The sequence below is a fragment of the Burkholderia cenocepacia genome, from assembly GCF_900446215.1.
GTDB classification, from domain to species: domain Bacteria; phylum Pseudomonadota; class Gammaproteobacteria; order Burkholderiales; family Burkholderiaceae; genus Burkholderia; species Burkholderia cenocepacia.
Map to the genome: position 1 here is coordinate 148,637 of NZ_UAQZ01000018.1, position 26,584 is coordinate 175,220.

The following is a 26,584-nucleotide window of genomic DNA, read 5'->3' on the forward strand; positions in this document are numbered from 1 at the left end:
CCGGGACGCGTCCTGCGTCTCGTCTTTCCCTTATCCATTCAGCGAATTCGGTATCCGGCTTATCCGGAGGCTCGTGTTCGTCCATCACCTGGAGAATTTCGTGAATTTGCCATCCACCGTTCACGCCGGACCGCGCTTCAAGCTCGGCCGGATCTTCGCCACGCCCGCCGCGCTGGAAGCCATCGCCGACGCGCACGTGTCGATCATCGACCTGTTGATCCGCCATGTACGCGGCGACTGGGGCGACCTCTCCGAATCCGACCGCCAGCAGAACGAGTTGTCGATTGATGCAGGGCTGCGTCTGCTGTCCAGCTACGTTTTGCCCGGCGGTCAAACCGTCTGGGTCATCACCGAATGGGATCGGTCCTCAACCACGTTCCTGTTGCCGGGAGATTATTGACATGTTGATCCAGAAATTTCATCCGGGTCTCCGGCTCGGCCGACAGCCCGTCGTCGCAGCATCGGGCAATCCGATTTTCAGTCGTCAAGGACATTGGGACGGCGGCAGTACGTTGCACGGTGTGGCGATGGGGCTCGCGTTACTCGGCAAGCTCGCCGATCCGATCTATCTCCCGTATCACGTATCCGGCCCGGAACAAGTCGTGTGGGACGACGCATGGCCACATTACCTGAGCGGAATGACGATGGATGAGCTCGCCAACTTCGTCACCGACCTAAGTCTTGGCGTTCGTGCAGCAAAATCTGCCGCCTCCGGTATCGATTTCCTTCGCTTCATCTACGACGAATTGCTTGCGGGCTGGCCAGTCATCATCGGCTGGCATCAGCGCCATGTCGTCAAATGGCGAGCCGCTCTTGTCGTCGGTATCGAAGGTCATCAGAGTGACGGCGCGTTTGAGCCGCACGCCATATTGCTGATCGATCCGGCAGGCAACGAGCCAGGGCTCGCCGGATTCAATGCACGTCTCGACAGGCACGGCAGCGATCTATTCCGCTACCGCACGCCTGCTGCTGCACGCGCCGTGAAATTGATGGGCGGTGTGGCGATCCGCGACGTGATCGGCACGACTGCTGACACGTGATCTTCGGCAGCGCCGCGTTCTCGCGGCGCCTCTCCGCCATCAATCATGCTGAAAAATGCGTGCTAAAAAAACGATAGAGCCGCCTCGAAAACGACCGCAATCAACCCGAAGTTGCCGCTGGAAATACCCGAAGGACAAGCTCAGCCGCGATACGCCGCGCCGCGATCAAAATACTGAGGCTTAATTTCACTGCCTGCGCTCAGAATCCTCGAAAGTCTCCGACAGCACTGTGCCACTTTTTTCGAATCGATAGTAAACGCTGGTAAACCGCAGTGAAATCCGCGACAACACCATCGTCATTGCCATGAGCAAGCCTATTCCGGATTACAAATTGCCCTTGAAGATCGTTTAAATAATCCTTGAACCAAGCTTGCCCCTGCGCCGTCCGCCATCGATTCAGGATGGTGCTCAGCTTTGCAAACGTACCCACTTGATTTTCCGCAAAGGCTTTGAACTGGGCTTGATACAACTGCCCATTGCTCCCCTTTCCGCGCAATGGGCGTCGGCACGGATACCGCCCTCGCACGTCGCGTAGAGCGCCAGTAACGCGAAGCGATCGCTCCGGTCTCTCATGCTTCGAAATTCGTCAACAACCTCTTGCGACGTATAGCCAAAAAATCGATCCCCTGGCTTTCCAGCCTGGAATCGATTTTTCAAAACCTGCCTCTCCATTAATTGAAAACCGTCGGCGACCGTCCGATACCAGTCCGCCGTATTTTCGATCTCTTTACGGGCCGCCATGTTATTTTAATACCGTGTCGAACAGATATTCGATTTTTTTCCTTGGAGAAACCTTCGAAATGAAGCGGCCGATTGGGATCGGTGATGACCCATTGCCATTTTCGAGAAGAAACGGGAATATCTTCGTTATCCTTCTCACTCGCGTCGATCGCAATCAACCGTACTCGGTTTGTCAGACTCGTAACGTCCACGCGCCCGAAGCCGCCTATGATAAGCGTTGCGATTGGGTCAAACATGACTGTTGCCGCTCCCAAATGCACGGTCATGCGCTCGACGCTATAGGAGCCGATGAAATCTTCCCGGATCGTTTTTGGTTCATACGAGACGTCGTCGGAGTCCAAGCCCGCGTCAAGAAGTGCACGGTTGATGAGTGCATACAAACCGTTCAGTTCGCTCTTCCAACGCTCAAGCCTTGCCGACCAATCGACGCTTTGCTGCTCAACGTCCTTCTTGTGCTTTTGGATTAAGTGGCTGAGTGACATCGCGCTTTCCCCGTGGAAGTACTAAACAGTATCAGTAGGCATGTTAGCACCGCAGCATCGCCCGTGTATCGCCACTTGCCCGACACAGTAGCCGTTTCCCACGAATGCTAATGGTCGCCGTGTGCTGACTGTCCAACTATTACGTTACTACCTTGACATCTCGCAGCGTCGGCGCAAGATGCCGCCTTCTCAAACGTTCGTCGCGGACGGCGCTTCCTGAAATGTCGCGGCGGCTCCGCTCTTCGAAGTGGCGACAACGAATGCAGGACATTGCGGCGCCAAAAGTACAGGCCGAGCACTTCAAGCCATCGTCACCGTAACCGTCTGCGCTTGACCTCGGGCGGCGTCGCGGCGTTCGCGCGGCGCTCGCCCGTCGGCTTCAATGACACTCCTTCCAGCGGCCCAAACAGTTCCGCCAGCGTCACGTTCAGCGAATAACAGATGTTCGCGAGCGTCTCGATAGACGGATTCGCGATACCGCGCTCGATCGCCGAGATATAGGTACGGTCGACGAGCGCTTCGAAGGCAAGCGTTTCCTGGGATTTCTCAGCCGCATGCCGACACTCCTTGATCCGTTTGCCCAAGGCAATCGAGATCGGAGCCGGTCGGCTAACGGACGGGGATGAGCGCTTCACAGTCATGGCGTGCAGGATGCCGCGCCGTCGACTGATTCACGACGTAGTATACACATCGCTATCAGTCGTGTTTACTCTACAATTCCCTCGCAATTGATCGCCGGGATGCCGGATCGTCCTCTGTCACTCATGGCCGAGCGCATCATCGCGCCCCATATTGTCGAGTAAACACTACAAATCGCACACAGCAGCTGACAAGAACAATCATGACCAAAACCCTTTCTGTACCGGCCACGGCGGCAGCCGGCACGCTCGTCTACCGGCCCGACATTGACGGCCTGCGCGCCTTCGCGGTGCTCGCCGTCGTCGTCTTCCATGCATTTCCGTCCGTGCTACCGGGCGGCTTCGTTGGCGTCGACGTCTTCTTCGTCATCTCCGGCTACCTGATCACCGGCATCCTGCTCGCCGATCTAGGGACAGACCGATTCTCCTTCGGCCGTTTCTACGCACGGCGGATTCGTCGGATCTTCCCGGCACTGGTCGTCGTGCTGCTCGCGACCTACGGGATGGGCTGGTTCAGCCTGTACGGAGACGAGTATCGCGAGCTCGGCAAGCACATCGTTGCTGGCGCTGGATTTGTCTCGAACTGGGCGTCGTGGACCGAAGCCGGGTATTTCGACCAAGCGGCCGAAGCCAAGCCGCTGCTGCACCTGTGGTCGCTCGGCGTCGAGGAACAGTTCTACATCGTCTGGCCACTCGTGCTGTGGGCCGCATACCGGCTCCGACTCACCGGATGGGTGTGCGCCATCGTCGGTCTCGCCTCGTTTGCCACCAACGTCATCCTCATCAGTCACCACGCGTCCGCTGCCTTCTACTGGCCAGTCACGCGTACGTGGGAACTGCTGGCGGGCGCCGCGTTCGCGATAAGCGCGGGCGCGGGTCGACCGATCACGGGCAACCGCGCGAATGCGTGGTCGGCCGGCGGTGCGATGCTGTGCGTCGCCTCCTTTGCGCTGCTCACCGCGCGTGACGCTTTTCCGGGCTGGTGGGCGGTGTTACCGGTCGTCGGCACAGTCGCACTCGTCGCGGCTGGTCGAGACGGCTGGATCAACAGGCACGTGCTCGCGCATCCCGTATCTGTCTGGCTCGGCAAGATCAGTTACGCGCTGTACCTGTGGCACTGGCCGTTGCTGTCATTTGCGTTCATCGTGGCAGGTCGGACGCCCTCGTCGGTCGTGCGAGGCGCGTTGCTGGTCATTGCCGTCGTACTGGCGTGGTTGACGACCGCCATCATCGAGCGGCCGATCCGTTTTGGGGTGGCGAAGCGCTGGAAGCTCGTCGCGCCGTGTCTGCTGATGATCGGCATCATCTATCTCGGCGGGATGACGTACGCGCGCGGCGGCCTCGGGTTCCGCAAGGGCTACAGCCCGGATGCCGATGTGACGACCGCGAAGCTCGGTGCGGGTCACGAGTTCGTCAATCTCACGTGCGGCGTGTCGCCGGACGAGCAACGGCTGTTTCCGTTCTGCGCGACCGACAAGCGCGTGCGCTCCCATTTCGCCGTATGGGGAGACAGCAAAGCCGACGCGCTGTATTGGGGACTTGTGCGTGAATCGGCTCCCGGCGAAGGCTGGACGCTGATCGCGCGTCCGAGCTGCGCGCCAATGGCGGGCGTCTGGCGCACGTCGTCGAACGCGGGCGACGATCCGGCGCTGTGTCGCGACGCCAACATCACGGCGCTGCGCATGCTGCTGGACACGCCCGAGCTCAAGACCGTCGTGCTCGTCATGACCGATCGCGACGTAATCGGACAGACTTTCGCCGATCGCGACCAGACCACACCCCGTGAATCCGCCGCGCTCGACGGGCTTGATCAGGCCGTGACGGTGCTCGAGCGGGCTGGCCGGCGCGTCGCGTTGGTGCTCGACAATCCACGCCTGCGCGATCCGCGACAGTGCATGGATCGACGCCCACTCGCGTGGCCGTTCGTTCGGCATGCACTCGGTGTCACCGACATGAGCGCAGCGCAACGCTGCGCGATCGGCTACCGCGAGCACGTTGCCCGCATGGCACCGTTCACGGCGCTCGTTGACGCGCTGAGGCGTCGCCATCCCGCGCTGCTGGTCTCCGACCCGGCAAATGCCCTGTGCGACAGCAGCCGCGACGTGTGTCCAATGACAAAGGACCGCCACTACCTCTACAGCTACGGCGATCACCTGTCCGACTACGGAAACGGACTCGTCGCCCGGCAGTTCCTGCCCCTGCTGCGTCAGTGAGTGCGCATGCAGTTTCACGCTCGTCCAGTTCGTTGCCTGGGTTCTGGCACACATCAGCCTCGGATTGCCAGAACCATTTCGTCGGCCGGTTCGCCGGTCGGCGCTTTTTATTCGGTGGGCCGGCTACGGCCGGCCTCTTTCTGCTCTTCACTTCCGGCCCGCAACGGGTCCTTTTAAGCAAGGTGCCAACAATGAAAGTCAAAAACCATACGGGGTTCGCCAAGCACATTCTCGGCGTATCAATCGCGGCATCGCTCGCTGCGTGCGGCGGTGGTGGTGATTCCGGTCAGCCGTCAGCAGGCGGCACCACGCCAACGACGCCCGCGCCCACCATCACGGGCAAAGCCATCGACGGCTATCTGGCAGGCGCAACCGTCTGCCTCGATCTGAACAACAATGGGGTCTGCGATGCCGGGGAGCCGAGCGCCATCACCGACGCAACCGGCCAATTCTCGATTTCATACAGCGGCGATGCTACGGGTAAAACGCTGCTGGTCCAGGTTACGTCGGCAACCAAGGATCTTTCCCGTCCGGCTGGCTTCCAGTTCCCGGCCTCGTTCACTCTATCGCAGATCGTGCAGCCCGCCTCGTCCCAGGTCGTCAGCCCGCTCACAACGCTTGTCTCCGCTCAAATGCAGACCGGTTTGGGTCGTACGCAGGCGATCGCCGCCGTGCAGCAGTTGGTCGGCAGTCAGGTCGATCCCAACGCCGACTACTTGGTAAATCACGACACGGCGACGCAAACACTCGCGGCACAAGTCGTCGACACGCTCGGCACGTTTGCGGCGAATGGCACGGTCGATGCCGCGACGCTTCGTAACGTGCTCAACGCGATGGTGGCCAAGGGCAGCGTGACGGCGATCACGCAGGACGATCTCGCTGCTCAGGCGGACAAACCGGTTTATCAGGTCGCGGATGCATCACAGGTGCTTTCCATGCCGACCTACAGTTTCGTGGACTACCTAGTCTCGTTCTTCGGCGGATACAACCAAACGCCAGGCTCAACCAATCAAGCTTTGGTCCGCGATGTCCGCCAGATCGTCAATGGCGCACTGCAAGTCGATCAACAGGAAAATCTGCCGGCCGGAAGTGACTCGTGGACCACGGTTGGGCTCGGAGCCTACAACGGCGGAAAATACGACGGGCTGGCTGGCGAGTACGTGCTAAAGGCAGATGGGACATGGTCGGATCTCGTTTCGGAGACTCAGCGACTTGTCCCGCAGCCGCTTTCCCGTATCGGCACGACGCTCTTCGGCACCGACCCAGCATCGGGTATCGGGTTCACGTACGAGGCACGTTCGGTTGATCTGTCTGGCAAACCGCTGTCGCTCGCCGCGCCTGCCGTGCCGGGCCTTTACGACTTCTCCCATGCGTCGCAGTTGACAGGCACCACATTTCCGCGCGGCACCCGCGCCTACCTCGGCATCCAGGCCTATTCGGCCGACCGCATCGTACTGCCGGTGTCTGTGCCATATTGCGATAACGCCGTAGTACAGAGCGGTGTGGTCTGCGGTGGAGTTCCCGCCTACATGGACGGCAGTACGATCGTTATGACCGCCGGCAACTCGAACACGGCCTACACTTCGATTCAGCAAGCAATCGGCGCGGAGCTGGCCGCGCTGAATGTCGGGTTGGGCTCCATTCAGTTGTCTGCCGATCATCATGCAACGGTCGACGACCAACCGGGCACCTGGTCGGTCTACGCCAACAATCCGAACGTGCTGGTGTTCGACTTCGCGCCGACCGACCTCTCGGCACTGGCGGCTAACAACGGCCGGATGCAACCGCTCGTCCAGGGCGCGAAGTTGATCCTTGCGCTGCGCGCCGGCCGCTTGCAGGTGGGCTGGCTGTACCCGTCGACATACACCGAGACATCGCTTCAATTCGCGAGCGGTCTGCCCGCTTCGCTCATGACGGCGCTCAACGCGGTGATCACCGCTCGATAACTGCTCTCAGCACCTCACCACTTTGGCTTGGGTTCCGGCATCTTCCCCTCGGATCGCCGGAACCCTCGTTTGCCGACCAGTTCGGTCGGCTTTTTTACATCTGCGATTAACTGATATATGACGAACAAACAGAAACTCATCAGCGCTTATCTTGCGATCGGCATCCTCTTCGCCCTGTATGGCTGGCAGTTCGGTGAGACCGGCTACCGGGGTTTTGCGTACAACCTCGGCCGGGGGCTGTTCTGGCCCACGATTCTGTTTCCCTTCCTTGGCAGCGTGCTCGGCGTCATCGTCCTGGTGATGATCATTGCCGTGATCAACCGCGCTCGGATGTCGCCCGCGGCCTGTGGTTCTTCGACGGCATGCCGCACCGGGCCATCGTCATGGACCGCCTGCGCTCGCCGCCCGCGACCGGACACGTGACCGGCGAGACGCGCAAGGGCGGCGATGCGATGAACGCGCTGTTCGACCAGATGCCTGAGGACACGGTGATGTGCCTGACTCTGGTCGCCACGCCGCAGGATGTGCTGGAGGCGCACCTCAACCACCTGGCCCGCAAGGCGGTTGGCGAGACGCTCGCCAGCGAACAAACACGCCAGGACGTGCAGCAGGCCCGCGGCCTCATCGGCAGCGCGCACAAGCTGTACCGGGGCACGCTGGCGTTCTACCTGCGCGGCCGCGACATGGCGCAGCTCGACGCCCGCAGCCTGCAACTGGTCAATGTCATGCTCAATGCGGGCCTGCAGCCGGTGCGCGAAGAGGACGAGGTGGCCCCGCTCAACACCTACCTGCGCTGGCTGCCCTGTCTGTTCGACCCGGCGGCGGACAAGCGGCAGTGGTACACGCAACTGATGTTCGCGCAGCACGCGGCCAATCTGGCGCCGGTGTGGGGGCGCAGCCAGGGCACCGGCCATCCAGGCATCACCTTCTTCAACCGGGGCGGCGGCACGATCACCTTCGATCCGCTGAACCGGCTCGACCGGCAGATGAACGCCCACCTGTTCCTCTTCGGCCCCACCGGCTCCGGCAAGAGCGCCACGCTGAACAACATCCTCAACCAGGTCACGGCGATCTACCGGCCCAGGTTGTTCATCGTCGAGGCCGGCAACAGCTTTGGCCTGTTCGGTGACTTCGCCGCTCGGCTGGGCCTGAGCGTGCATCGCGTGAAGCTGGCACCCGGCGCGGGCGTGAGCCTGGCGCCATTCGCCGATGCCTGGCGACTGGTCGATACACCGGGCCAGGTGCAGACGCTGGATGCCGACGCTCTGGACGAGGACGGCGACACCCATCCGGCCGACGACGGGGATGACCAGCGCGACGTGCTCGGCGAACTCGAAATCACCGCCCGGCTGATGATCACCGGCGGCGAGGACAAGGAGGAAGCGCGCATGACGCGCGCCGACCGCAGCCTGATTCGCCAGTGCATCCTGGGCGCCGCCCAGCGCTGCGTGGCACAGGCGCGCACGGTGCTGACCCGCGACGTGCGCGACGCGCTGCGCGAACGCGCTCGCGACGCCAACCTGCCGGATGCCCGGCGCGCGCGGCTGCTGGAGATGGCCGATGCGATGGACATGCTCTGCCAGGGCGCAGACGGCGAGATGTTCGACCGTCCGGGCACGCCCTGGCCCGAGGCGGACATCACCATCGTGGATCTGGCCACCTTCGCGCGCGAGGGCTACAACGCGCAGCTCTCCATTGCCTACATCTCGCTGATCAACACGGTGAACAATATCGCCGAGCGCGACCAGTTCCTGGGCCGGCCGATCATCAACGTCACCGACGAAGGCCACATCATCACCAGGAACCCTCTGCTCGCGCCCTACGTGGTCAAGATCACCAAGATGTGGCGCAAGCTCGGTGCGTGGTACTGGCTGGCGACGCAGAACATCGACGACCTGCCCAAGGCCGCCGAGCCCATGCTCAACATGATCGAGTGGTGGATCTGCCTGTCGATGCCGCCCGACGAGGTGGAGAAGATCGCCCGGTTCCGCGAACTTTCGCCCGCGCAGAAGGCGCTGATGCTTTCCGCGCGCAAGGAGGCGGGCAAGTTCAGCGAGGGCGTCATCCTGTCCAAGTCGATGGAAGTGCTGTTCCGCGCCGTGCCGCCCAGCCTCTATCTGGCCCTTGCGCAGACCGAACCGGAAGAAAAAGCCGAGCGCTACCAGCTCATGCGCCAGTACGGCATCGGCGAACTGGATGCCGCCTTCAAGGTGGCCGAAAAGATCGACCAGGCGCGTGGCATCGCATCACCGCCGCTGTCCCTGCCGAAATGACCGGAGCGCGTCATGTCCTCGAAGCAAACCACCTTGCCGGGCCGGGTCCAGGCCCTTCGCAAGCGCGCCGGGCGCCTGCCACGGCTGCACTGGATGGTGGCTGGCATCCTGGTTGCGGGCCTGCTGGGCTGGCTCCTGTACCGCACGCCCGGTGCGCCGGCACCACGCACGGGGCCTGAGGCCGCGCAGGCGCATCCGGCCGGCCCACCCTGGCGTCACGGCCCAGCCGATGCTCGCTTCACGCTGACGCTGTACGCCGACCTGGAGTGTCCGTTCTGCAAGGCCTACTACCCGACCCTGATGGCCTGGATCGATGCCCATCCCGACGCCAGCCTGCGGTGGCATCACCTGCCGCTGGCGATGCACGATCCCGAGGCGAGTCGGCTGGCCCGCATGGCCGAGTGCGCAGGCGAAGCACAGGGCCACGAGGCCTTCTTTGGTGCCATCGCATGGCTCTACCAAAATACCCGCGGCGATGGCCAGGGGCTGCCGGCTGACCTGACCTGGCCAGGCCTGACGACCGCCATCCAGGCATGCCTGGACAGCGATCGTTCCGCAGCTATCGTTCGCGCGCAGGCCGACGAGGCCCTGCGCAGCGGTATCAACGCCACGCCCACCGTGCGGCTGGAAGACAGCCTGACGGGAGGATCACTGCTGCTGCATGGGCCGATCGACGGTGATGCGCTTCTGTCGGCACTCGATCTGGTCGCCAGCGATGCATCGCGCGCTCCAGGACCCACCCATGCCGCCGACGCGGCACTCAGCGGAGACACCCGCACCCCCGCAATAACGACCATCCGGTGATGTCGTCACCCGTACCCGAGTTCGCGGCCTGTCCAGGCCTTGCCATGGGTCCGCGCGAGAAGGTCGCTTAGCGAGGGGGCGGCCGATCGCCAACAGCCGATTCGCACTGCCTGAAACCTCGCTTGACCTCAAGTTGACCTGAGGTTTAACCCTGATGCTGGAAGATTGATACCTCACAACCGTTGCGGGAGACGGCCGCCCCAGATCGGCCATTCGGCTTCTGGAAGGCTGCCGCCTTCCAGTGGGGCAATCCCAAGGCGTGCCACCATGGCCATCGGGGCCATTGCCACCTACTCAGCCACCGAGGGCGGCGCGCTGGAGGTGATGGCCATCGCGGCCCTCTACGCCGTTGTCAACGGACCGGCGCCGCCTGCGCATCTTCAACATCGCGATGGCCGTGCTGCTCGTGATGTCCCTGTATCCGCTGCTGTCGGGACACTCACAGGCTTGATCAGCGCACCCATCATGGCCTCTTTCCATGCTCCGCATTGGGGTCGCCACTACATGAAGACAAGTGAACAAGCTTGCCGTCTTGTCCCGGACCTCGTCCTACTCCCTCGCACCTACCTACGCCTTTTCGAGGTTAGGCATCGTGGTTTCTCGCAATCGTTCGACGAAGCTCCGCAACTGCACCGAGTCTTCGGCATCCCGGCGCAACAGGTAGGTCGTCAACGGGGGGACTTCACCGGCCAACGGACGCGAGACGACATCCGGGTGCCGCCACAGGGACAGATGCGTGCGGGTGGTGATCCCGAGGCCGTAGCCCGCCGCGACCAGCGCCATCAGCAGGTCATGGGATGCCACCCTTTCGGCAATCCTGACCTCGCATTCCGCGGCACGCAACAGCCTGTCGAGTTGCCGGCTGCATCCTGCGCACGCGTTCGGGTCACACAGCACCAGTGGATGGGAAAGCAGCTCCATCAGGGAAAGCTCGGGATGGATCAAGGCGGGATGCCGCGCCGGCACCGCGACGACCAGAGGCTCGCTCCACGCCGGCGTGGCCAGCAATCCTTCCCCCGGATGCTCCGCCTTCGCGAACCCCGCGTCGTAGTCGCCCTCTCTCAGGCCTTTCAGCTGCTGTGCGAGTGTCACTTCGAACAGGCTGATCTCGACCTCGGGCGACTCTTCGCGGCAGCGAGCCAGCAGGTTGCTCAAGTGCGATGGCGAGATGCCGTCGGACAGCGCGATTCTCAGGAGCCCGCGGTATCCGGTCGCGGCGGCCCTTGCGCCGGCACGGGCCTGCTCGACCGCTGCCAGTACGCGCCGTGCCTCCTCAAGGAAGACTTGTCCAGCCCAGGTGAGCCGGGTGCCATGGCTGTTACGCTCGAAGAGCCGGACGCCAAGATCATCCTCCAATTGGCGGATGGATCGCGACAGAGGCGACTGTTCGATGTGAAGTCGCTCCGCAGCACGGGTAAAGCTAAGTTCCTCCGCCACGGCGATGAAATACCGGATATGGCGCATCAGCATCGTTACGCTCCGGAATCTCGCCCCGCGTCCTGCTGGCCCGTGCCGGCAGGCAGGTTCGCACGTCCGGGGACATGAAGGACTTTCCGCTATCGTGCTAGACCGGCTTCACAAATGCCAACACAGCTATGGTTAGCATCGCAATCACGATGCCGAGATCAGCACCGGGAATTCTTCTTATAGCTGCTCCAGTTCGAATGCAATGACGTATTCGCCCGGAACGGAACCCATGCAAAGCCGAGAGCGCGACGACGAAAGCCAGCTTGACCAGCAACCATCGTGACGACAGCCATCCTGCGCTGAGCGCTAGTGATAACCCGAAGATCCAGGTCAACAACAATGCAGGTGTCGTGACAAGGAGATCAAAGCGCTGCAATGCAGCCAGCATCCCTGCTTGTTCTTCCGGTGGGGACTGCGAAATGGCATTTACTATCCTTTCTTGCGCAAGCAAGCCGCCTACCAGAAACACCACCGCTGTCACGTGCGTCGCCACCAAATAGGGATAGAGCGCCGCAATCATCATCAGGCCTGTCCGATATCGTTGAATATTCTCGCCCGTTCACGTAGCCACCGGATATTGAGATAGCCGCCGAATGGCAGGAACGCAACTGCGAACAATCGAAGCATTTCACGTTTATGCCAGCCGCCGCCGGCTACAGTTTGCAAGGCAGTCCATAGGTACGCCAAGAGTGCGATCCCATGTATTGGCCCAAGTAGCTTCGAGCCATACGGCCAATCCCCGAAATGCCTGAGAGGTGCCGCAACGAACACTAGCAGGATCAGAGTTGTCGCCTCGACGATCGACGCCTTCTCCAGGCGCCTCAGTTGTTTGGATTCAATACTTCTGATTTGATCGAGTGAGTTCTTTTCTGCCTGTGCGCTTGTGGTCATGACTCATCCGCTGGGTGGCTCAATATGTCAGAACAATCCAGGCGCCTGATTGATGCAGGCATGCCTCGACCTTGTTCAATGGTTATGTTTTCAGCGACTTTCCTCTCGCCGGAAGCGCAAGTATGTCGACATGTCGGAAGTTCGCCAATTGGCTAGAATGCCATCTATCGAAGGATTCTCGCCAATCAAGGGAGCGAGTTCTGTGAAGCAAAGTGCAGTACACAGGGTAGCCATCCTGGCGTTTGATGGCGTTGTGCCGTTTGACCTGACGATGGCCTGCGAGATGTTCGGGCGCGCGCCCCTCCCGCCGGGGAAGATCCCATACGAGGTTCTCGTATGCGCCCAGTCGAATCGTATTCGAACAAAGTTGTTCGACATGCGTATCCGCTGGGGCTTGAGCCATGCCGTGAATGCCCAGACTGTCATCATTCCGGGGCTCGACGATGTCCTTTCCCCTATCCCCAACACCCTGCTGGAAGCCATCCGAGCAGCGGAAAAGAATGGTGCGAGGATCGCATCGTTGTGCAGTGGCGCCTTCATCCTGGCACGCACGGGGCTGCTAGATGGCATGCGTGCCACCACCCACTGGCGTGGTGTACAACTTCTGGCAGATCTCTTCCCACAGGTCACAGTCGACCCCAATGTTCTTTTCGTGGACAACGGTCGGATACTCACCTCGGCAGGCGCGTGCGCCGGAATGGATCTGTGCCTACACATGATTCGACAAGACTGCGGCAATGCCGTTGCAGCAGACACAGCACGATGTGCCGTCATGCCTCTTGCACGAGATGGCGGGCAGGCGCAGTTCATCGCTTACGATCCCCCAGACGCATCTTCCAATCTCAGCCCATTGCTGCAATGGATCGAAGAGCGGCTAGATCAAGATTTAACCCTGAAGGACATGGCTGGGCGGGCTGCGATGAGTAGCCGCACCTTGAATCGACGGTTTCAGGAACAACTGAACACTAGCCCTCTCCAGTGGCTTCTAAGGGCGCGTGTCAGGCGTGCGCAGACTTTGCTAGAAACGACAAACCTACCCGTTGAGCACATCGCTAGTGCAGTGGGCTTTGGAAGCCCCACCTCCCTGCGGGAACATTTCGGCCGGATCGTGGGAGTCAGCCCAACGGCCTATCGAAAATCCTTTAATCCTGTGCGCTGAACTGTCTGGACGAGTTCTCACTTGAACTCCGCACTGAACTTCCTTCGCTTCGACATGAACACTCCTCAGGGCCTTCATCGGCCTCCTTGTAAGTGTCCGTGATATCGGGGGTGAACCCGATCGGACGCGTCTTCGGACACGTCGAGCAGTTGGCCGATCACTCGGAAAGCGGCAGCCAACCGCAGGAACTTGGGCGGTCGCGCTATCGCCAGCTCATCAAGCCGCCTTGCTGTGTCCTCTATCGCTTCGATGGGTACGCAGTCCGGTGAAAATGGTCAGCGCGGCCACCAGCAGTACATCGTCGCGGCGAGACACACGCCACGCGCCCCGCTCGCGTCGAACACTGCGCCACCCGCCGCCGCACCCACCGCGATCGACAGTTGAATTATCGCTACCAGCAGGCCGCCGCCGCTCTCGGCTTCGTCCGGCACGGTGACTGTGATCCAGGTGGACCAGGTCACCGGCACTGTGCCGAAGGCCATGCCCCACAGCGCCACCAGCAGCCCGTCCGCCAGCGGCGCCTGGCCTAGGGCGACGAAGGCCAGCCCCATCAGCCCCATTGCCAATGGCATCAGCAGCAGGGTCAGCCGCAGGTTCCGCTGCAGCAGTGCGCCGGCCAGCGATGTGCCCGCGAAGTTGGCCACGCCGAAGCCCAGCAGGATCGCCGACAACCCGTTCACGCCCACTCCGGCCACGTGCTCGAGGAACGGCCGCAGGTAGGTGAAGAAGGTGAAGTGGCCGACGAACACCAGCAGCACCGCCATCATGCCGCGCGCCATCTGCGGCCGCCGCATCACTTCCAGTAGCGTGCCCAGGCTGGCCGAGCCGCTGGGCGCCATTCTGGGCAGGGTACGCCACTGCCAGGCCAGGGCCAGCACGCCGATCGCCGCCGCCATCAGGAACACGTTGCGCCATCCCACGGCATCGCCCAGGTAGCTGCCCAGCGGCGCCGCCGCGATGGTGGCGACGGAGACACCGCTGAACACGATCGACAGCGCTCGCGGCACGTCCTGCTCCGGCACCAGGCGCATCGCCGTGGCCGCGGCCATGGTCCAGAAGCCGCCCAGGGCGATGCCCAGCAGCCCACGTCCCAGCAACACGGCACCGAGGCCGGGGGCGAAGGCAACTAGCAGGTTCGAGCCGATCAACATCGCCGAGAAGGCCAGCAGCACCCAGCGCCGGTCGATGCCGCGGGTCGCCGCCGCGATCACCAGGCTGGTGGCCAGGGCCAGCGCCGCGGTGGTGGTCACGGCCTGGCCGGCCATGCCCTCGGTCACGCCGAGGCTGGCGGCCATCGGGGTCAGCAGGCTGGCCGGTAGGAACTCCGCTGTGACCAGGCCGAACACGCCCAGGGCCAGGGCGAATACGGCACCCCAGGCCGCCTTCTGCGGGGGCGCGGGCGTGGCGTGGCCTGGCTGCGCGGGATGGCTGGACTCGATCATGTCGTCGTTCTCTGCAAGGGGAGGTCAGCGTCTCGGCAACGGAATGTTCCGGAATGAGGGGGGCATGCTGCTTCGCAACAAGCCTGATCGGACCGGAGGGCCGCCACAGCCCCGACGCAGATGGCCGGACCGTGGAGCGACTCCGCTGGCTACATGCCGATAGTCTCGACCCTCACACCAATGTGAGAGTCAAGCGGGTGAAACGGCGTATCCATGCCCCATGAACCGGGCCCCCACGCGCTCCTCTCCATCGGCGAACTGGCGTGCTGCAGCGACGCCAGCGTCGCGCTCAATCCACCACTACGAGAGCACGTCCTGTTGCCCTCCGCGCGTGCCGGCAACGGTTACTGCACGTTCCCCGGGGCCACGGTGTCCCAGGCGCGTGAGCCGGAATGGATCTGTGCCTACACATGATTCGACACGACTGCGATCAACGGCCTGTACAAGGCCGAGGTCATCCACCGGCGGTCCTGGCGGAACCTGTATAACGTCGAGTTGCCCCCCCTGGAGTGGGTAGCCTGGTTCAACCACAAGCGGCTGCTTGGGCCGATCGACGACATCCCGCCGGCCGCCGCCGAAGCAAACTACTATCAACAGACGCGTGAGATCGCCATGGCGGCGTGACTCACACCAACAAGTCTCCGGAAATCTCGGGACGGTTCACTGACGTCGGTCGACTATCGAGGATAGGGGTACTTCAGAAGCCTGCTAGGCCTCTTCTACCAGCATCTGGCGCAGCCGTGCGCGTCGCTGTTCAAGGTCCGCGATCTGCCGCTCTATGGAAGCGAGTCTCCGGCGTTGCACTTCACTCGTTTCAGGACACGCTGCAGCGCCTTCGATCATGCGCATGCAATCGGGAAATCCGCGGATTTCCGCCAAGCTGAAGCCTGTGGCGATCAATCTCTGGATCTGACGGACCTGAGTGACGGCGACTGGGAGAAACATCCGATAGCCGTTTTCCGCGCGTACGGAAGCTAGCAGTCCGTTGTCGTCGTAATGCCGGATCGAGCGCCGGCTTGCTCCTGTCTTGTGGGCGAGCTCGCCAATGGTCATGGGGCTTTGAGGCTTGGACATGGGCCCACTGTACCATTTCCCCGCTTGACACTCACATCAATGTGAGGCTTGAGACTAGGCGTGTTCTAGGAACCGAGGAGTACGTGTCTATGTCTTTGTCGAAGCTTCGTGGTGCACTCGGCGCACTGATAGCGACATTCGCGCTACTAGCCGCCGCACCGGCTACGTTCGCCGCAGCCCGGGATTACACCGTCACTGCCCCCGATGGAGTGGTGCTGGCCGTCCAGGAAGCTGGTGATCCCGAGGGTTCTCCCATCATTTTCATTCATGGCCTGCTGGGTAGCCGGCTGAACTGGAGTAAGCAATTACAGGACCCTCGACTCCAGCATTACCGATTGATCACTTACGACCTGCGCGGGCACGGCCTGTCGGGCAAGCCGGCCGAGGCCAGCTCCTACACCGACGGACGCCGCTGGGCCGATGACCTGGCCGCGATCATCGAATCGACACACGCGCGCAAGCCGGTGCTCGTGGGATGGTCGCTGGGCGGTGCCGTGATATCGAACTACCTGGCGGCCTATGGCGACAAAGGTATCGCCGGCGCCGTCTATGTCGACGGAGTGATCGAACTGAAGCCCGACCAGATCGTGGCGCACCCAGAAGTCTATCGCGACATGATCGCTTCGGACTTGCAAACCCACTTGGACGGCGAGCGCGCTTTCCTGAGGCTGTGCTTCCACCGCCAGCCCGACGCGACCACGTTCTCCTTGCTGCTGGCCAACGCCGCGCTGGCATCGTGGGACATGCAACGTGCCGTGCGGTCGATGACGGTCGAGGCAGCCAAAGGATTGAGCAAGGCCGAGGTTCCGCTCCTGCTGCTCTACGGCGCCCAGGACGCGCTCGTGAAGGCCAAGCCCAGTATCGCCAGGGCCAAGAGCCTCAACCCACGAATCCGCAGCGAGCTGTATGCCGATTCGGGACACGCGCCATTCCTCGAAGAACCGGAGCGCTTCAACCGGGACCTGTCGGATTTCGTTCGCATGGCTCTTTCACGCTAGCGATCCATACCGTACGGAGTTGATGATGTCGGGTATCGACGGCATTGCATCGTGGAACTCATTTGCTGGATTCTCAGAGTTGCACATCGAGGCGGGCGGCGTGGCGTTCCGCGGCGTCACTGGCGGCTCCGGAGGACCGCCCGTGCTGCTGCTACACGGCTACCCACAAACCCATCTTGCATGGCGTCATGTCGCGCCACGGCTGGCACAGTCGTTTACGGTCGTGGCGCCGGACCTGCCCGGCTACGGTAGCAGTCGGGCTGACTCGGATCGGCCGCGCTGGACCAAGCGCCGCGTGGCCAACGCCTTGATTGCCTTGATGGCCAAACTTGGACACCGCCGGTTTGCCGTTGTGGGACACGACCGGGGGGCACGCGCCGGATACCGCCTTGCGCTCGATTACCCGGGGCATGTGACGCACTTCGCCTCGCTGGCCGTGATTCCGACCCTGGATGCATGGGATCTGGTGGACGAACGATTTGGACGCACCAATTTCCATTGGTTCTTCCTGGCCCAGCCATTCGGGCTCCCGGAAAAGCTGCTGTCCGCCGACCCGCAGGCATTCATCGATGCTGCGCTGGCCCGTATGGCGGGCGGGCTGGGCAATGTCGAGCCGTTCGCTCTCGAGGCCTATCGGCGTGCGTTCCAAGATCCCGATGTTCGGCACGCCATCTGCGAGGACTATCGGGCAGCAGCGCAGGAGGACCGCGCCTGCGATGCGGCCGACCGTGCCGTAGGCAGGAAGCTGTCCTGCCCCGTGCTTGTGCTTTGGCCACAAGGGTGGGAAGGCCCGTCCCCCATCGACATCTGGTGCCGATGGGCCAACAACGTCCAAGGCGTACCCATCCGGGGCGGCCACCTTCAACCGGAGGAGTCGCCAGAAGAGGTATTGGCAGCGATGCTTCCATTTCTTATGGGCACAGGGGCTTCCGGCATGCCGATCGCAGACTCGTCAGCCTAAGAATTCGACTAACTTGCACGCGACTGCCTCCGGCTATTATTCCGGCAAGAATTGACTGCGGTGGACGTAGTTGCGCCCATGAGAAGCATCCGCTCCAGCCAATGGGATGATGCCCTGCATGGAACTCAACAGCCCTCCGTTGGAACGGCTCGATCACACTCGCCAGCAGCTTCCACGGCACAATTTCCTGCATACGCCCCAGGAATGCTTTCCATCGGGTCACGGTTTCCTGCCTGCAAACTCGGCCGATGCGAAACTCAACTACCCGTGGGCTTCGAGCCCCTTGAGTACCCGTCATTTCATGCGTTAGAAGGGCCTCACCGCAATCAGCTGTTCACGCAGCCACTGATGTCCTAAATCTTCGTCAAAGCGCGGATGCCAACCGACCTGCAGCTGGAACGGATCGAATGCGAATGGGAGGTCGAAGCGGTCGATCATGTGATCAAAGCGGTGTAGGAAGCGCTCAGGCAACGTCGCCAGGCAGTTCGTGCGCTCAAGTATCGGTGGCACCGCTGTGTAGTACTGCACGGATACCGTGGTGTGTCGATAATGCCCCAGCTCTGCAAGAAAATCATCGATCCCACTGTGATAACTGCCATTGGTAGACACCAGCACATGCTCATAAGCGCAGTATTGCTCCAGCGTCATTGCAGCCGTGCCGCGAGGATGCCCTTTGCGTTGGGCCACCTGAAACCTGTCGTAGACCAGATCATGGGTGCGCAAACCAGGGGGCATGAAGGCTCGGGTGCCGATCACCAGGTCGATGCGGCCGCGAGCTGCAAGATCCAGGACCTCATCCCGGGGTATCTGGAGCATGGCCAATCTAATGCCTGCATACGACTGCTTCCGAATGCACTCGATGAGATCCAGTCCAATCGTCATCGCGGCATTGTCATTGAGGGCGATCGTGAAATCGCGCTTGGCCGTGCTGGGATCGAAAGCGTAGGGCGCCTCGACAAGATCCTCAAGCCGTGTCAGCAACTCATGCAGGGGTGATTTCAGCTGCGCTGCACGTGGCGTCAACCGCATACCTCGGCCGCGCTCGGCCGGCACCAGCAAAGGATCATCAAGCACCTGCCGCAAGCGGGCCAGTTGGGCTGAGAGTGCAGGCTGGCTGATGGCTAAGCGTCGTGCTGCACGAGTGACGTTGGCCTCTTCAAGCAGAACATCCAACGACACCAGTAGACCCATGTCGTGCTTCTTCATAACTTTAATCTATTGCTAGCTACTATCAAATATCAATTTTACAGATCCATTCCTGGCGCTGTCTAATCTCGCTGTACACCCTGCTACAGGAGAATAGTCATGCATACCTACGAAACAAAGCTTGCTTTGGCCAAGCAGTTTCATGCCGCACTGACCCGCCGCGACTGGCAGGCGATCCGTAAGCTTCTTACCGACGATGCCACCTGGGTTCTGCCCGGAGACAATCAGATCTCTGGTCCAGCGGTCGGTGCGGAAGCAGTCGTTGCCAGAGCTGAGCTAATTGCCAGCTTCGGCCTGAATTTCGAGCTCAAGCACATTCTGGTAAGCCGGGATAATGTCGCGCTCTCGCTGCATAACACTGCACGCCGGAATGACCTCGTACTGGACGAGCATCTGGCTACGGTCTGCACCTTGCGCGATGGCAAGATCGCTGCTATCGAGACCTACCTGTCCGACCTGCCGGGCATGAATGCCTTTTTTGCCAGGGACTGAAGGTTCGAGGTCAAGGCGACGCCCTCGGTCGAGAGTGGAGCTTGGCCGAGCTTGCCGATGCCCATGCCGTCATAGCCCGATCGGCGAACTCGGCCCGCCATTGCTATCGCGCCGAGTCAGGCCTGCGCTACCGGCTCCTAGGAAACCATCATGGCGTCGACTTGGTCACGTCAGCGCAGTTCACTTGCGCTACGGCCAAGACGACTATATGATTCGTATATGTCTCATATACGACTAGATACATGGGCATCGTGAACATCGACGACGATCTGCATGACCAACTGCGCAAGGCCAGCGCAGTATCGTGCCGGTCGATCAACGCACAGGCAGCCTTCTGGATCAGGATCGGCATGCTGTGTGAAATGAATCCAACGCAAAGCTTCAACGATATCGTTGCTCGTGAACTGCGAGCCGCGGGCGTTGTGGCGCAACCCATCAAGATGGGGGCGTCATGACCAAACGGCCAGAAGAAATCGCGCTGATGGCGGAGTCAGGCCAGCTTTTGGCACAGGTGTTCAGCCATCTTGATCGGCTGAATCTGATTGGCATGTCCACGATGCAGGTCAATGATCTGGTCGATGACCTCATCGTCCATGAATTCAACGCACGCCCGGCCAGCAAAGGGCAATACGGTTACGCCTACGCGCTAAACGCCTCCCGCAACCATGTGGTCTGCCACGGCGTTCCTTCCGCCGAGGACATCCTGCAGGACGGGGACATCGTCAATTTCGACATCACGCTGGAGAAGAATGGCTACATCGCCGATTCCAGCAAGACCTATCTGGTGGGCCAGGTGTCGCAGCCGGCACGGCGGCTCGTGCAAGTGGCTTATGAAGCGATGTGGAAAGGCATCCAGGCTGTCCGCCCAGGTGCCACGCTCGGCGACGTGGGCCACGCCATCGAGCGGCATGCCCGCAGGAATGGCTATTCAATCGTTAGGGAATACTGCGGGCACGGCATCGGCCGGGAGATGCACGAGCCGCCGCAGGTGTTGCATTGGGGCAAGCCGCGAACGGGGCTAGTACTGCGCGAAGGCATGGTTTTCACCATAGAGCCGATGGTGAACCAAGGACGACGTGCCATTCGAACTGAGGACGACGGCTGGACGGTCGTCACGCGCGACGGGCAACTGTCGGCTCAGTTCGAGCATACCGTGACCTGCCCCCTGCAAACAGGGCCAGCCGGAGTCTAGTAAAGTTCGTTTTCGGAGAAGAAGACGAACATGAAGAAGCGCTTTACGGAACAGCAAATCATCGGGTTTCTGAAGGAAGCCGAGGCCGGTATGCCGGTCAAGGAACTGTGCAGGAAGCACGGGTTCAGTGATGCGTCGTTCTACACTTGGCGTGCGAAGTTCGGCGGCATGGAGGTCTCGGAAGCCCGCCGGCTCAAGAACCTCGAGGTGGAGAATGCCCGGCTGAAGAAGCTGCTGGCCGAAGCAATGCTCGATATGGAAGCGTTGAAGGTCGTCGTCAAGGGAAAGCCCTGAGCCCGCAAGCCAAACGCGAAGCAGTATCGGCGATTCGGGGGAAGGTCAACATCTCCGAGCGCCGCGCCTGCCGGCTTGTCGGGCTTTCTCGCAGCGTGCTGCATTACGACGCGAAGCCAGACCACGAGAATGAGGTGCTAGCGGCGCGTCTGGTGGAGTTGGCACACGAACGTCGTCGATTCGGCTACCGCCGATTGCACGCCCTAGTGGAACGCGAAGGCACGCACGCCAATCACAAGCGCATCTATCGCCTGTACCGTGAGGCAGGGCTGGCTGTGCGGCGCCGTCGCAAGCGCCACGGCGTAATGATTGAGCGCGAGCAACTGGCATTGCCGGGCGCCCCCAACGAGGTGTGGTCAATCGATTTCGTGATGGATGCGCTTTCCAACGGCCGGCGCGTGAAGTGCCTGACCGTCGTCGACGACTTCACGAAAGAGGCTGTCGACATCGTTGTCGACCATGGCATCTCAGGTTTGTATGTCGCTCGGGCATTGGACCGCGCAGCTCGCTTCCGTGGCTATCCCAAGGCGGTGCGAACAGACCAGGGCCCCGAATTTACGAGCCGCGCGCTTGACCAGTGGGCGTATGCGAACGGCGTCGCTCTGAAGTTGATTCAGGCGGGCAAGCCAACGCAGAATGCGTACATCGAATCGTTCAACGGCAAGTTCCGCGACGAATGCCTTAACGAGCACTGGTTCACGACGCTCGCGCATGCTCGGGCAGTCATCGCGGCATGGCGTCAGGACTACAACGAGCAAAGGCCGCACAGCGCACTGAACTACCTTGCGCCGTCAGAGTTTGCGGCGAAACATCGGGCAACCGCGGATACTCCTGCCGCTTTCCAGGAGTTGGTTTAAAGGGACTTTGCTAGAAGCCCATTGGCCCTATTGATGGGGGCAGGTCAACCGTTGCCGTCACCGGGAGCGGCGTGCGTGTCTTGACACTGCGCCCGGGCGAAAAAGCGTTGCACTGATCCAGTGTGGTAGCGATACGGACTTTCGCTCAGGACCTGACTTTGCCTTCGGATAAGAACACGCCGTTGCCGGCGTGCTCTCGGTGCGTGTCAAGGTAGTTGTCGCCTGATCTCATGCAGCTAATCGGTTACTTTCATGCTGTCGGCTTTGCCTCGGCGCGCCCGCATCGCGGTCGGGATTGAGGGTGACGGCGCCAACGCGGCTCCAGTTGCGGGTCGGTCCGGTCCAGCGCTGCGGATGGCGCTGGCGGGCAAGCTCGTATACCTATCTGCGTGCCTGCAACTGGACCTCATCCTGACCGGCATGGCGAACGGCCGGGGCCACGAAGCGCAGCCCGCTGTGCAGGTGCTCGTGGTTGTACCAGTGCACGAACTGCGCCGCCCATGTCCGTGCAACGCCCTTCGGGGGGCGAGCTTTTCGCCGCGTATTAGCTGCGAGGCGCTTCGATTGCGCACCGCCGCGATGTCCGCTTCACCCCTTCCCAGGCAGTGAACGGCAGAAATTCTCAATCAATGGAGTCAATGCATCCGGTGTTTCTAACATAGGCAAATGCCCTGCACCTGGTACTACGGTCATGACGGCTTGCGATACGCGAGGAAGTAATTCTTTCCTCAGTACCTCGGGCGAATCCACGCGATCCCGCTCGCCCGCAATAACAAGCGTAGGTACGTCGATGGCACCTACCTGTCCAGTGATGTCTTCCAAGCTGGTCGCTCTGGGCCAAGCTAGCTTAGCCGCTGGCGCGCCACGCAAGCTGTCCGCGATCACTTGTTCGCGATCCTCCGCTGACAGTGGGAGGGCCGTCAGCACGTTGTCGATAGTCGCCTCCACTGTTTCGCGATTTGCGTAGGCTCCTGCCATCATTTCGCGTGCCTCTTTCGGCAAGATCATTGGCGATGGCGGTGAAGGAGCGACGAGAACCAGCCCGGCCAGTCCGACAGGCCGCCGCGACGCCATAAGCTGAGCAACCTTGCCTCCCATAGAGTGACCGATCAGAACGTAGCGCTTCGGGTGCAGCGCTGCGATCACGCCCTCCGCATCGGCTGCAAGGTCTGCCAGCCCGTAGCCCATCGAAGGCGCGTCGGATCGACCCCAGCCGCGATGATCGAGAGCAAGCGTATGGAAGTTCGGCGCCAGCCCGGAGCAGACGTGCTTCCAAGTGCGGGACGAGCCGCCCCAGTAATGCAGAAAAACGAGTGACGGATCGCCTTGCCCTTGTTCCTCGACATGGATCTCTATGCCGTTCGATTCGACCTTCATTGGAACATCCTTTTGCTAAAGCCCACCGGGGATCGGCTGGCTACAGTGCTAGGCTAGACCCATTCCGTTCGGCCGATAATTGGCCTAGATTTATTACCACCTGATAATCAGGATATCGAATGAGGTGGTATGGATAGATTGCTCAGCATGGCGGTGTTCGTCTCCGCAGTCGAAGAAGGTAGCTTGGTAAGCGCCGCTCGACGGTTTGGCCTGTCACCCTCGATGGCGGGCAAGCACGTTTCCGCGATCGAGGAGCAGTTGAAAGTTCGGTTGCTTCAACGCAGTACGCGCAAGTTGACGCTAACGGATGTAGGAAGGTCCTACTACACGCGATGCAAGCGCTTACTGGAAGAATACGAGGACGCGAACCGCGAAGCCCAGGACGCGCAACAGAGTGTGCATGGTATTTTGCGCGTGGCTGCGCCGACAACCTTTGGGGCACTGCATCTTGGTCGTGTTGTATCGAGTTATCTGGCTGAATACCCCGATGTCTCGATCGAGACCACGCTGAGCGATCGCTATGTCGATCTACTGGCAGATGGCATCGACGTTGCTATCCGCATCGGCCGTCTGCAAGACTCCGACCTCGTTGCTCGGCGGCTCGCCTCGTGTCGCATGATGTTCTGCGCAGCGCCATCTTTTTTGGCACGACATGGCGAGCCGAAAACCGTCGAACAGCTCCGCCAGGCACCTCGGCTCGCTTTCTCCCAGGCAGTTTCAGCCGGAGACTGGAGCGTCACGGATGCTAACGGCCAGACCCATCACATTGATGGTGCGATCCGGCTCGCTGCAAACAACATGCAGATGCTGCTAGCGGCAGCGCTGACAGGGGCGGGAGTGGTCTACGGCCCCAGCTTCGTGTTCGAGCAGTCCATCGCCAGCGGTGCGCTTCGTGTCCTGCTGCCCGACCACAAAACAACTGATTTGGCGATTCATGCCATCTATCCGAGCAAGCGGCATGTGTCGTTGAAAGTTCGCCGCTTCATCGAGCATCTGAGCATGAGCTTCGGCGACATGCAGCCATGGGATCTCATGCATAGGAGCACTACGGCTTGAGGTTGCCCCTGAGCCCTGGAATGCATAGCCCCAGCCCTGAGAATGCCGGGCGTTGGACGCGCCCCAAACGTAACGTGGCAGTTGCCTTGCTCAAACAGCAGTCGAGCGCTTGTCTTCGTGGTGCATCCGCCGGCCTTGCCTCTATGCCGGCAGAAGCCCGGTTGCCCTGTAGCTCGTGATCAACGTATCGAAAAGACTTAAGTCGAAACGCCCACGTGCCATCAGCTGCGCTCCTGTGATTGCAGCATAGATGGCCTGCGCGCGTTCTTTCGCGATATTCGGATTGACAATCCCGGCGCTCGCCAAAACCTTAGCCAGCCATGTGATATGCACATCAGAGAATGTTCGAACTTCTTGCCTCACATTCTCGGGAAGGTCATCGTATTCAGCCGTCATGAAACTGCACAGGCAGATGCGGTTGTCGTTCTCCAGCGCCTTCCTGAACATATCGGGATATCTGCGCAAGCAATCTGTGGGGTCCGGAAACCGATTCAACAGTTCTTCCAATTGCGTCGCCGAATTGTTCCAGTATCGTCTGGCAACTGCAGCAGCAAGAGCCGCCTTGCTCGGGAAATGATGGTAAAGACTTGCAGGTTTGACACCGACTTCTTCGGCCAAGCGGCGAACGCTCAAGCCACCGTAACCGTGCGCCTGGGCGATTCGTGTTGCAATGGACAAGATCTTGTCACTGGAGTTCGTGTTTCTCTGACTCTCCACAGCCGTTGCCTTCGATTTGTTTGAGGATGTTCCGCGGCGGCATTTTTATTATTCAAACACCCGGTTGCAATGATCGTCGAACGGCCTATCTGCGAGCAAATGCGGGTTGGCTCTTTACGCTGGGGCGCATTTTCATCCTTTCGTACCATGCCAAGAGTGCCGTGCATTCGGCTGGTACTGTCAAGTCGACAATATCAGCGAATACCAGTCCGGCGATGACCGTAATGTCGGCCATGGAGAACGCGTCGCCGGCAACATAAGCTTGCTTGCGAAGCAAGTCGTCGAAATAATGCATGCCACGCAAGGCCTTGTCACGCTGCCTGAACCCCCATTCCGGGTTCTGGTATCGCTCCACCAGCGGACCCAGGCCCGGCGTCCCATGGTGGAAGTAAACACTGATGGCGTCGAGCAACTCGAGTTCGGCACGTTTGCTCATCATGTGAATCATCCCCTTCTCAAGCGCAGTGGAGCCCGTCAAGACAGGCTCCCCGACGAGCGTATCGAGATACTCTGTGATGGCAGTGCACTCGGCAATGCAAGTTCCATCCGCAAGCTCAAGTACCGGAACCGTGCCAGAGTAGTTTTTCCCCGCAATGAATTCTGGATCCTTGTGTTCCCCTTTACGCAGATCGACCATCACGAATTCCACGCGCGACTGGAGGCTCTTTTCCGCCAGAGCGATCCGGACACGGGTCGGATAGGGTCCTTTGGGGAAGTCATAGATCTTCATTGCTGGCTCACCATCAACCGCCATTGCAACAGTATTCATTTAAGGGCTCTCCACGCGACGATTTCGTATCAATGAGGCAGCAATTTCATGCCACCTAACGATCGTTAGGTGGAATGCTATTGGGTAGCAATGCCAATGTCAACTGTGCTTTGCCGTCGCAACTGCCGCTCAAGCCATGCAATCGTTTGCGCTCCTCCGTGATACCTCATTCGCTTCCGACCGCTGGGTTGCATGCTTGCGTGACCACGCGTACCAGGATGAGGGAGCGTCAACAAGATTGTGCGCATCACAAACGAAGCCTTGAAGTCCGTTGCCGCGGCTGTTGCTGGACTCTGGCGGCGCACCCTTGGCGAGGAGGGCTCAAGCGCGATCTCATCCAGCGCAGTCTGCTGCCGGAGATGGTGGAGTCGGCGTTGGCGATGGGGCATTGCAACAACGTCGATGTGTTATCTGCCGGCATCGGCCCCTGGATGACGACTGCATCCACATCGGCAACGCCGATTGAGCGCGTAATCGCCCTTGGCGTCACGATGA

The 26,584-nt window shown here is 60.9% G+C and carries 25 protein-coding genes and 3 pseudogenes; 16 read left to right on the plus strand and 12 right to left on the minus strand.

The window, feature by feature from the left end:
* Positions 1-100 precede the first annotated feature (100 nt).
* Together DTA15_RS37250 and DTA15_RS37255 are read left to right on the plus strand one after the other, a co-directional pair.
* The gene (locus tag DTA15_RS37250; protein WP_012492779.1) at positions 101-400 is read left to right on the plus strand and encodes a hypothetical protein; all 300 of its coding nucleotides are present in this window, start codon (positions 101-103) and stop codon (positions 398-400) included.
* 1 nt (position 401) lies between these two features.
* A complete protein-coding gene (locus DTA15_RS37255; protein WP_006486517.1) occupies positions 402-1,040 on the plus strand; it encodes a hypothetical protein in 639 nt (212 codons plus the stop codon).
* Between the two features lie 199 nt (positions 1,041-1,239).
* On the opposite strand, the gene DTA15_RS38460 is transcribed toward DTA15_RS37255, so the two are convergent.
* The 3 genes from DTA15_RS38460 to DTA15_RS37260 all read right to left on the minus strand — a co-directional run bounded on the left by DTA15_RS38460 (position 1,240) and on the right by DTA15_RS37260 (position 2,904).
* Positions 1,240-1,509 carry a hypothetical protein gene (locus DTA15_RS38460; RefSeq protein WP_127837584.1) on the minus strand — a complete coding sequence of 90 codons (270 nt, stop codon included), beginning with the start codon at positions 1,507-1,509 and terminating at the stop codon, positions 1,240-1,242.
* Between the two features lie 202 nt (positions 1,510-1,711).
* Positions 1,712-2,263, minus strand: coding sequence for a hypothetical protein (locus tag DTA15_RS38465; RefSeq protein WP_012492781.1), 552 nt, complete (start codon positions 2,261-2,263; stop codon positions 1,712-1,714).
* Positions 2,264-2,574: 311 nt separating this feature from the next.
* Positions 2,575-2,904, minus strand: coding sequence for a helix-turn-helix domain-containing protein (locus DTA15_RS37260; RefSeq protein ID WP_012492782.1), 330 nt, complete (start codon positions 2,902-2,904; stop codon positions 2,575-2,577).
* 200 nt (positions 2,905-3,104) lie between these two features.
* Here DTA15_RS37260 and DTA15_RS37265 point away from each other — a divergent pair, with 200 nt between their 5' ends.
* The 5 genes and pseudogenes from DTA15_RS37265 (at position 3,105) to DTA15_RS37285 (ending at position 10,137) form a co-directional block, all read left to right on the plus strand.
* Positions 3,105-5,114: an acyltransferase family protein gene (locus DTA15_RS37265; protein WP_006486546.1), complete on the plus strand. Its 2,010-nt coding sequence runs from the start codon at positions 3,105-3,107 to the stop codon at positions 5,112-5,114.
* Positions 5,115-5,305: 191 nt separating this feature from the next.
* Positions 5,306-7,060, plus strand: a complete 1,755-nt coding sequence (locus DTA15_RS37270) for a hypothetical protein (protein WP_012492783.1) — start codon at positions 5,306-5,308, stop codon at positions 7,058-7,060.
* Between the two features lie 117 nt (positions 7,061-7,177).
* A complete protein-coding gene (locus DTA15_RS38840) occupies positions 7,178-7,483 on the plus strand; it encodes a hypothetical protein (protein WP_063828757.1) in 306 nt (101 codons plus the stop codon).
* Positions 7,378-9,333, plus strand: a pseudogene (locus DTA15_RS37280) (conjugative transfer ATPase); the annotation flags it as partial. The gene DTA15_RS38840 and the pseudogene DTA15_RS37280, both read left to right, overlap by 106 nt.
* 12 nt (positions 9,334-9,345) lie before the next feature.
* Entirely contained in the window at positions 9,346-10,137 is a 792-nt protein-coding gene (locus tag DTA15_RS37285; RefSeq protein WP_012492784.1) for a DsbA family protein, read from the plus strand.
* A 567-nt stretch (positions 10,138-10,704) separates the two neighbouring features.
* Here the strand turns inward: DTA15_RS37285 and DTA15_RS37290 are convergent.
* The 3 genes from DTA15_RS37290 to DTA15_RS37300 all read right to left on the minus strand — a co-directional run bounded on the left by DTA15_RS37290 (position 10,705) and on the right by DTA15_RS37300 (position 12,495).
* Positions 10,705-11,607, minus strand: a complete 903-nt coding sequence (locus DTA15_RS37290; RefSeq protein WP_012492785.1) for a LysR family transcriptional regulator — start codon at positions 11,605-11,607, stop codon at positions 10,705-10,707.
* A gap of 94 nt (positions 11,608-11,701) precedes the next feature.
* Entirely contained in the window at positions 11,702-12,127 is a 426-nt protein-coding gene (locus DTA15_RS37295; protein WP_201267304.1) for a CopD family protein, read from the minus strand.
* A complete protein-coding gene (locus DTA15_RS37300; RefSeq protein WP_012492786.1) occupies positions 12,127-12,495 on the minus strand; it encodes a DUF3817 domain-containing protein in 369 nt (122 codons plus the stop codon). Before DTA15_RS37300 ends, DTA15_RS37295 begins: the two co-directional genes overlap by 1 nt.
* A gap of 157 nt (positions 12,496-12,652) precedes the next feature.
* Between DTA15_RS37300 and DTA15_RS37305 the strand changes: the two genes are divergently transcribed.
* Positions 12,653-13,654, plus strand: a complete 1,002-nt coding sequence (locus tag DTA15_RS37305; RefSeq protein ID WP_077181384.1) for a GlxA family transcriptional regulator — start codon at positions 12,653-12,655, stop codon at positions 13,652-13,654.
* Between the two features lie 216 nt (positions 13,655-13,870).
* On the opposite strand, the pseudogene DTA15_RS37310 reads toward DTA15_RS37305, so the two are convergent.
* Positions 13,871-15,096, minus strand: a pseudogene (locus DTA15_RS37310) (MFS transporter).
* A 429-nt stretch (positions 15,097-15,525) separates the two neighbouring features.
* Here DTA15_RS37310 and DTA15_RS37315 point away from each other — a divergent pair.
* Positions 15,526-15,720: pseudogene (locus DTA15_RS37315) on the plus strand (IS3 family transposase); the annotation flags it as partial.
* Between the two features lie 84 nt (positions 15,721-15,804).
* On the opposite strand, the gene DTA15_RS37320 reads toward DTA15_RS37315, so the two are convergent.
* Entirely contained in the window at positions 15,805-16,170 is a 366-nt protein-coding gene (locus DTA15_RS37320) for a MerR family transcriptional regulator (protein ID WP_012492788.1), read from the minus strand.
* Positions 16,171-16,259: 89 nt separating this feature from the next.
* On the opposite strand from DTA15_RS37320, the gene DTA15_RS37325 reads away from it, so the two are divergent.
* Positions 16,260-17,168: an alpha/beta fold hydrolase gene (locus DTA15_RS37325; protein ID WP_012492789.1), complete on the plus strand. Its 909-nt coding sequence runs from the start codon at positions 16,260-16,262 to the stop codon at positions 17,166-17,168.
* 22 nt (positions 17,169-17,190) lie between these two features.
* Positions 17,191-18,129 carry an alpha/beta fold hydrolase gene (locus tag DTA15_RS37330; protein ID WP_012492790.1) on the plus strand — a complete coding sequence of 313 codons (939 nt, stop codon included), beginning with the start codon at positions 17,191-17,193 and terminating at the stop codon, positions 18,127-18,129.
* Between the two features lie 306 nt (positions 18,130-18,435).
* Here the strand turns inward: DTA15_RS37330 and DTA15_RS37335 are convergent, their stop codons facing one another.
* Positions 18,436-19,335: a LysR family transcriptional regulator gene (locus DTA15_RS37335; protein WP_012492791.1), complete on the minus strand. Its 900-nt coding sequence runs from the start codon at positions 19,333-19,335 to the stop codon at positions 18,436-18,438.
* Positions 19,336-19,434: 99 nt separating this feature from the next.
* Here DTA15_RS37335 and DTA15_RS37340 point away from each other — a divergent pair, with 99 nt between their 5' ends.
* From DTA15_RS37340 to DTA15_RS37355, 4 genes are all read left to right on the plus strand, one after another.
* Entirely contained in the window at positions 19,435-19,827 is a 393-nt protein-coding gene (locus DTA15_RS37340; RefSeq protein ID WP_001554375.1) for a nuclear transport factor 2 family protein, read from the plus strand.
* A gap of 242 nt (positions 19,828-20,069) precedes the next feature.
* Positions 20,070-20,282, plus strand: a complete 213-nt coding sequence (locus DTA15_RS37345) for a ParD-like family protein (protein WP_001554376.1) — start codon at positions 20,070-20,072, stop codon at positions 20,280-20,282.
* Positions 20,279-21,019, plus strand: a complete 741-nt coding sequence (gene map / locus DTA15_RS37350) for a type I methionyl aminopeptidase (protein ID WP_043033169.1) — start codon at positions 20,279-20,281, stop codon at positions 21,017-21,019. Before DTA15_RS37345 ends, map begins: the two co-directional genes overlap by 4 nt.
* 30 nt (positions 21,020-21,049) lie before the next feature.
* A protein-coding gene (locus DTA15_RS37355; protein ID WP_102896096.1) for an IS3-like element IS407 family transposase occupies positions 21,050-22,170 on the plus strand; the annotation gives its coding sequence in 2 pieces (ribosomal slippage) (positions 21,050-21,308 and positions 21,308-22,170; 1,122 coding nt in all).
* A gap of 588 nt (positions 22,171-22,758) precedes the next feature.
* On the opposite strand, the gene DTA15_RS37360 is transcribed toward DTA15_RS37355, so the two are convergent.
* The gene (locus tag DTA15_RS37360) at positions 22,759-23,547 is read right to left on the minus strand and encodes an alpha/beta fold hydrolase (RefSeq protein WP_006486497.1); all 789 of its coding nucleotides are present in this window, start codon (positions 23,545-23,547) and stop codon (positions 22,759-22,761) included.
* Positions 23,548-23,676: 129 nt separating this feature from the next.
* Between DTA15_RS37360 and DTA15_RS37365 the strand changes: the two genes are divergently transcribed.
* Complete coding sequence (locus DTA15_RS37365; RefSeq protein WP_006489014.1) at positions 23,677-24,603, plus strand: LysR family transcriptional regulator; 927 nt, start codon at positions 23,677-23,679, stop codon at positions 24,601-24,603.
* Between the two features lie 141 nt (positions 24,604-24,744).
* Here the strand turns inward: DTA15_RS37365 and DTA15_RS37370 are convergent, their stop codons facing one another.
* Together DTA15_RS37370 and DTA15_RS37375 are read right to left on the minus strand one after the other, a co-directional pair.
* Positions 24,745-25,320, minus strand: a complete 576-nt coding sequence (locus DTA15_RS37370) for a TetR/AcrR family transcriptional regulator (RefSeq protein WP_006489025.1) — start codon at positions 25,318-25,320, stop codon at positions 24,745-24,747.
* A gap of 85 nt (positions 25,321-25,405) precedes the next feature.
* On the minus strand, positions 25,406-26,089 hold the full coding sequence (locus DTA15_RS37375; RefSeq protein WP_006489007.1) for a glutathione S-transferase: 684 nt from the start codon (positions 26,087-26,089) through the stop codon (positions 25,406-25,408).
* Positions 26,090-26,584 lie beyond the last annotated feature (495 nt).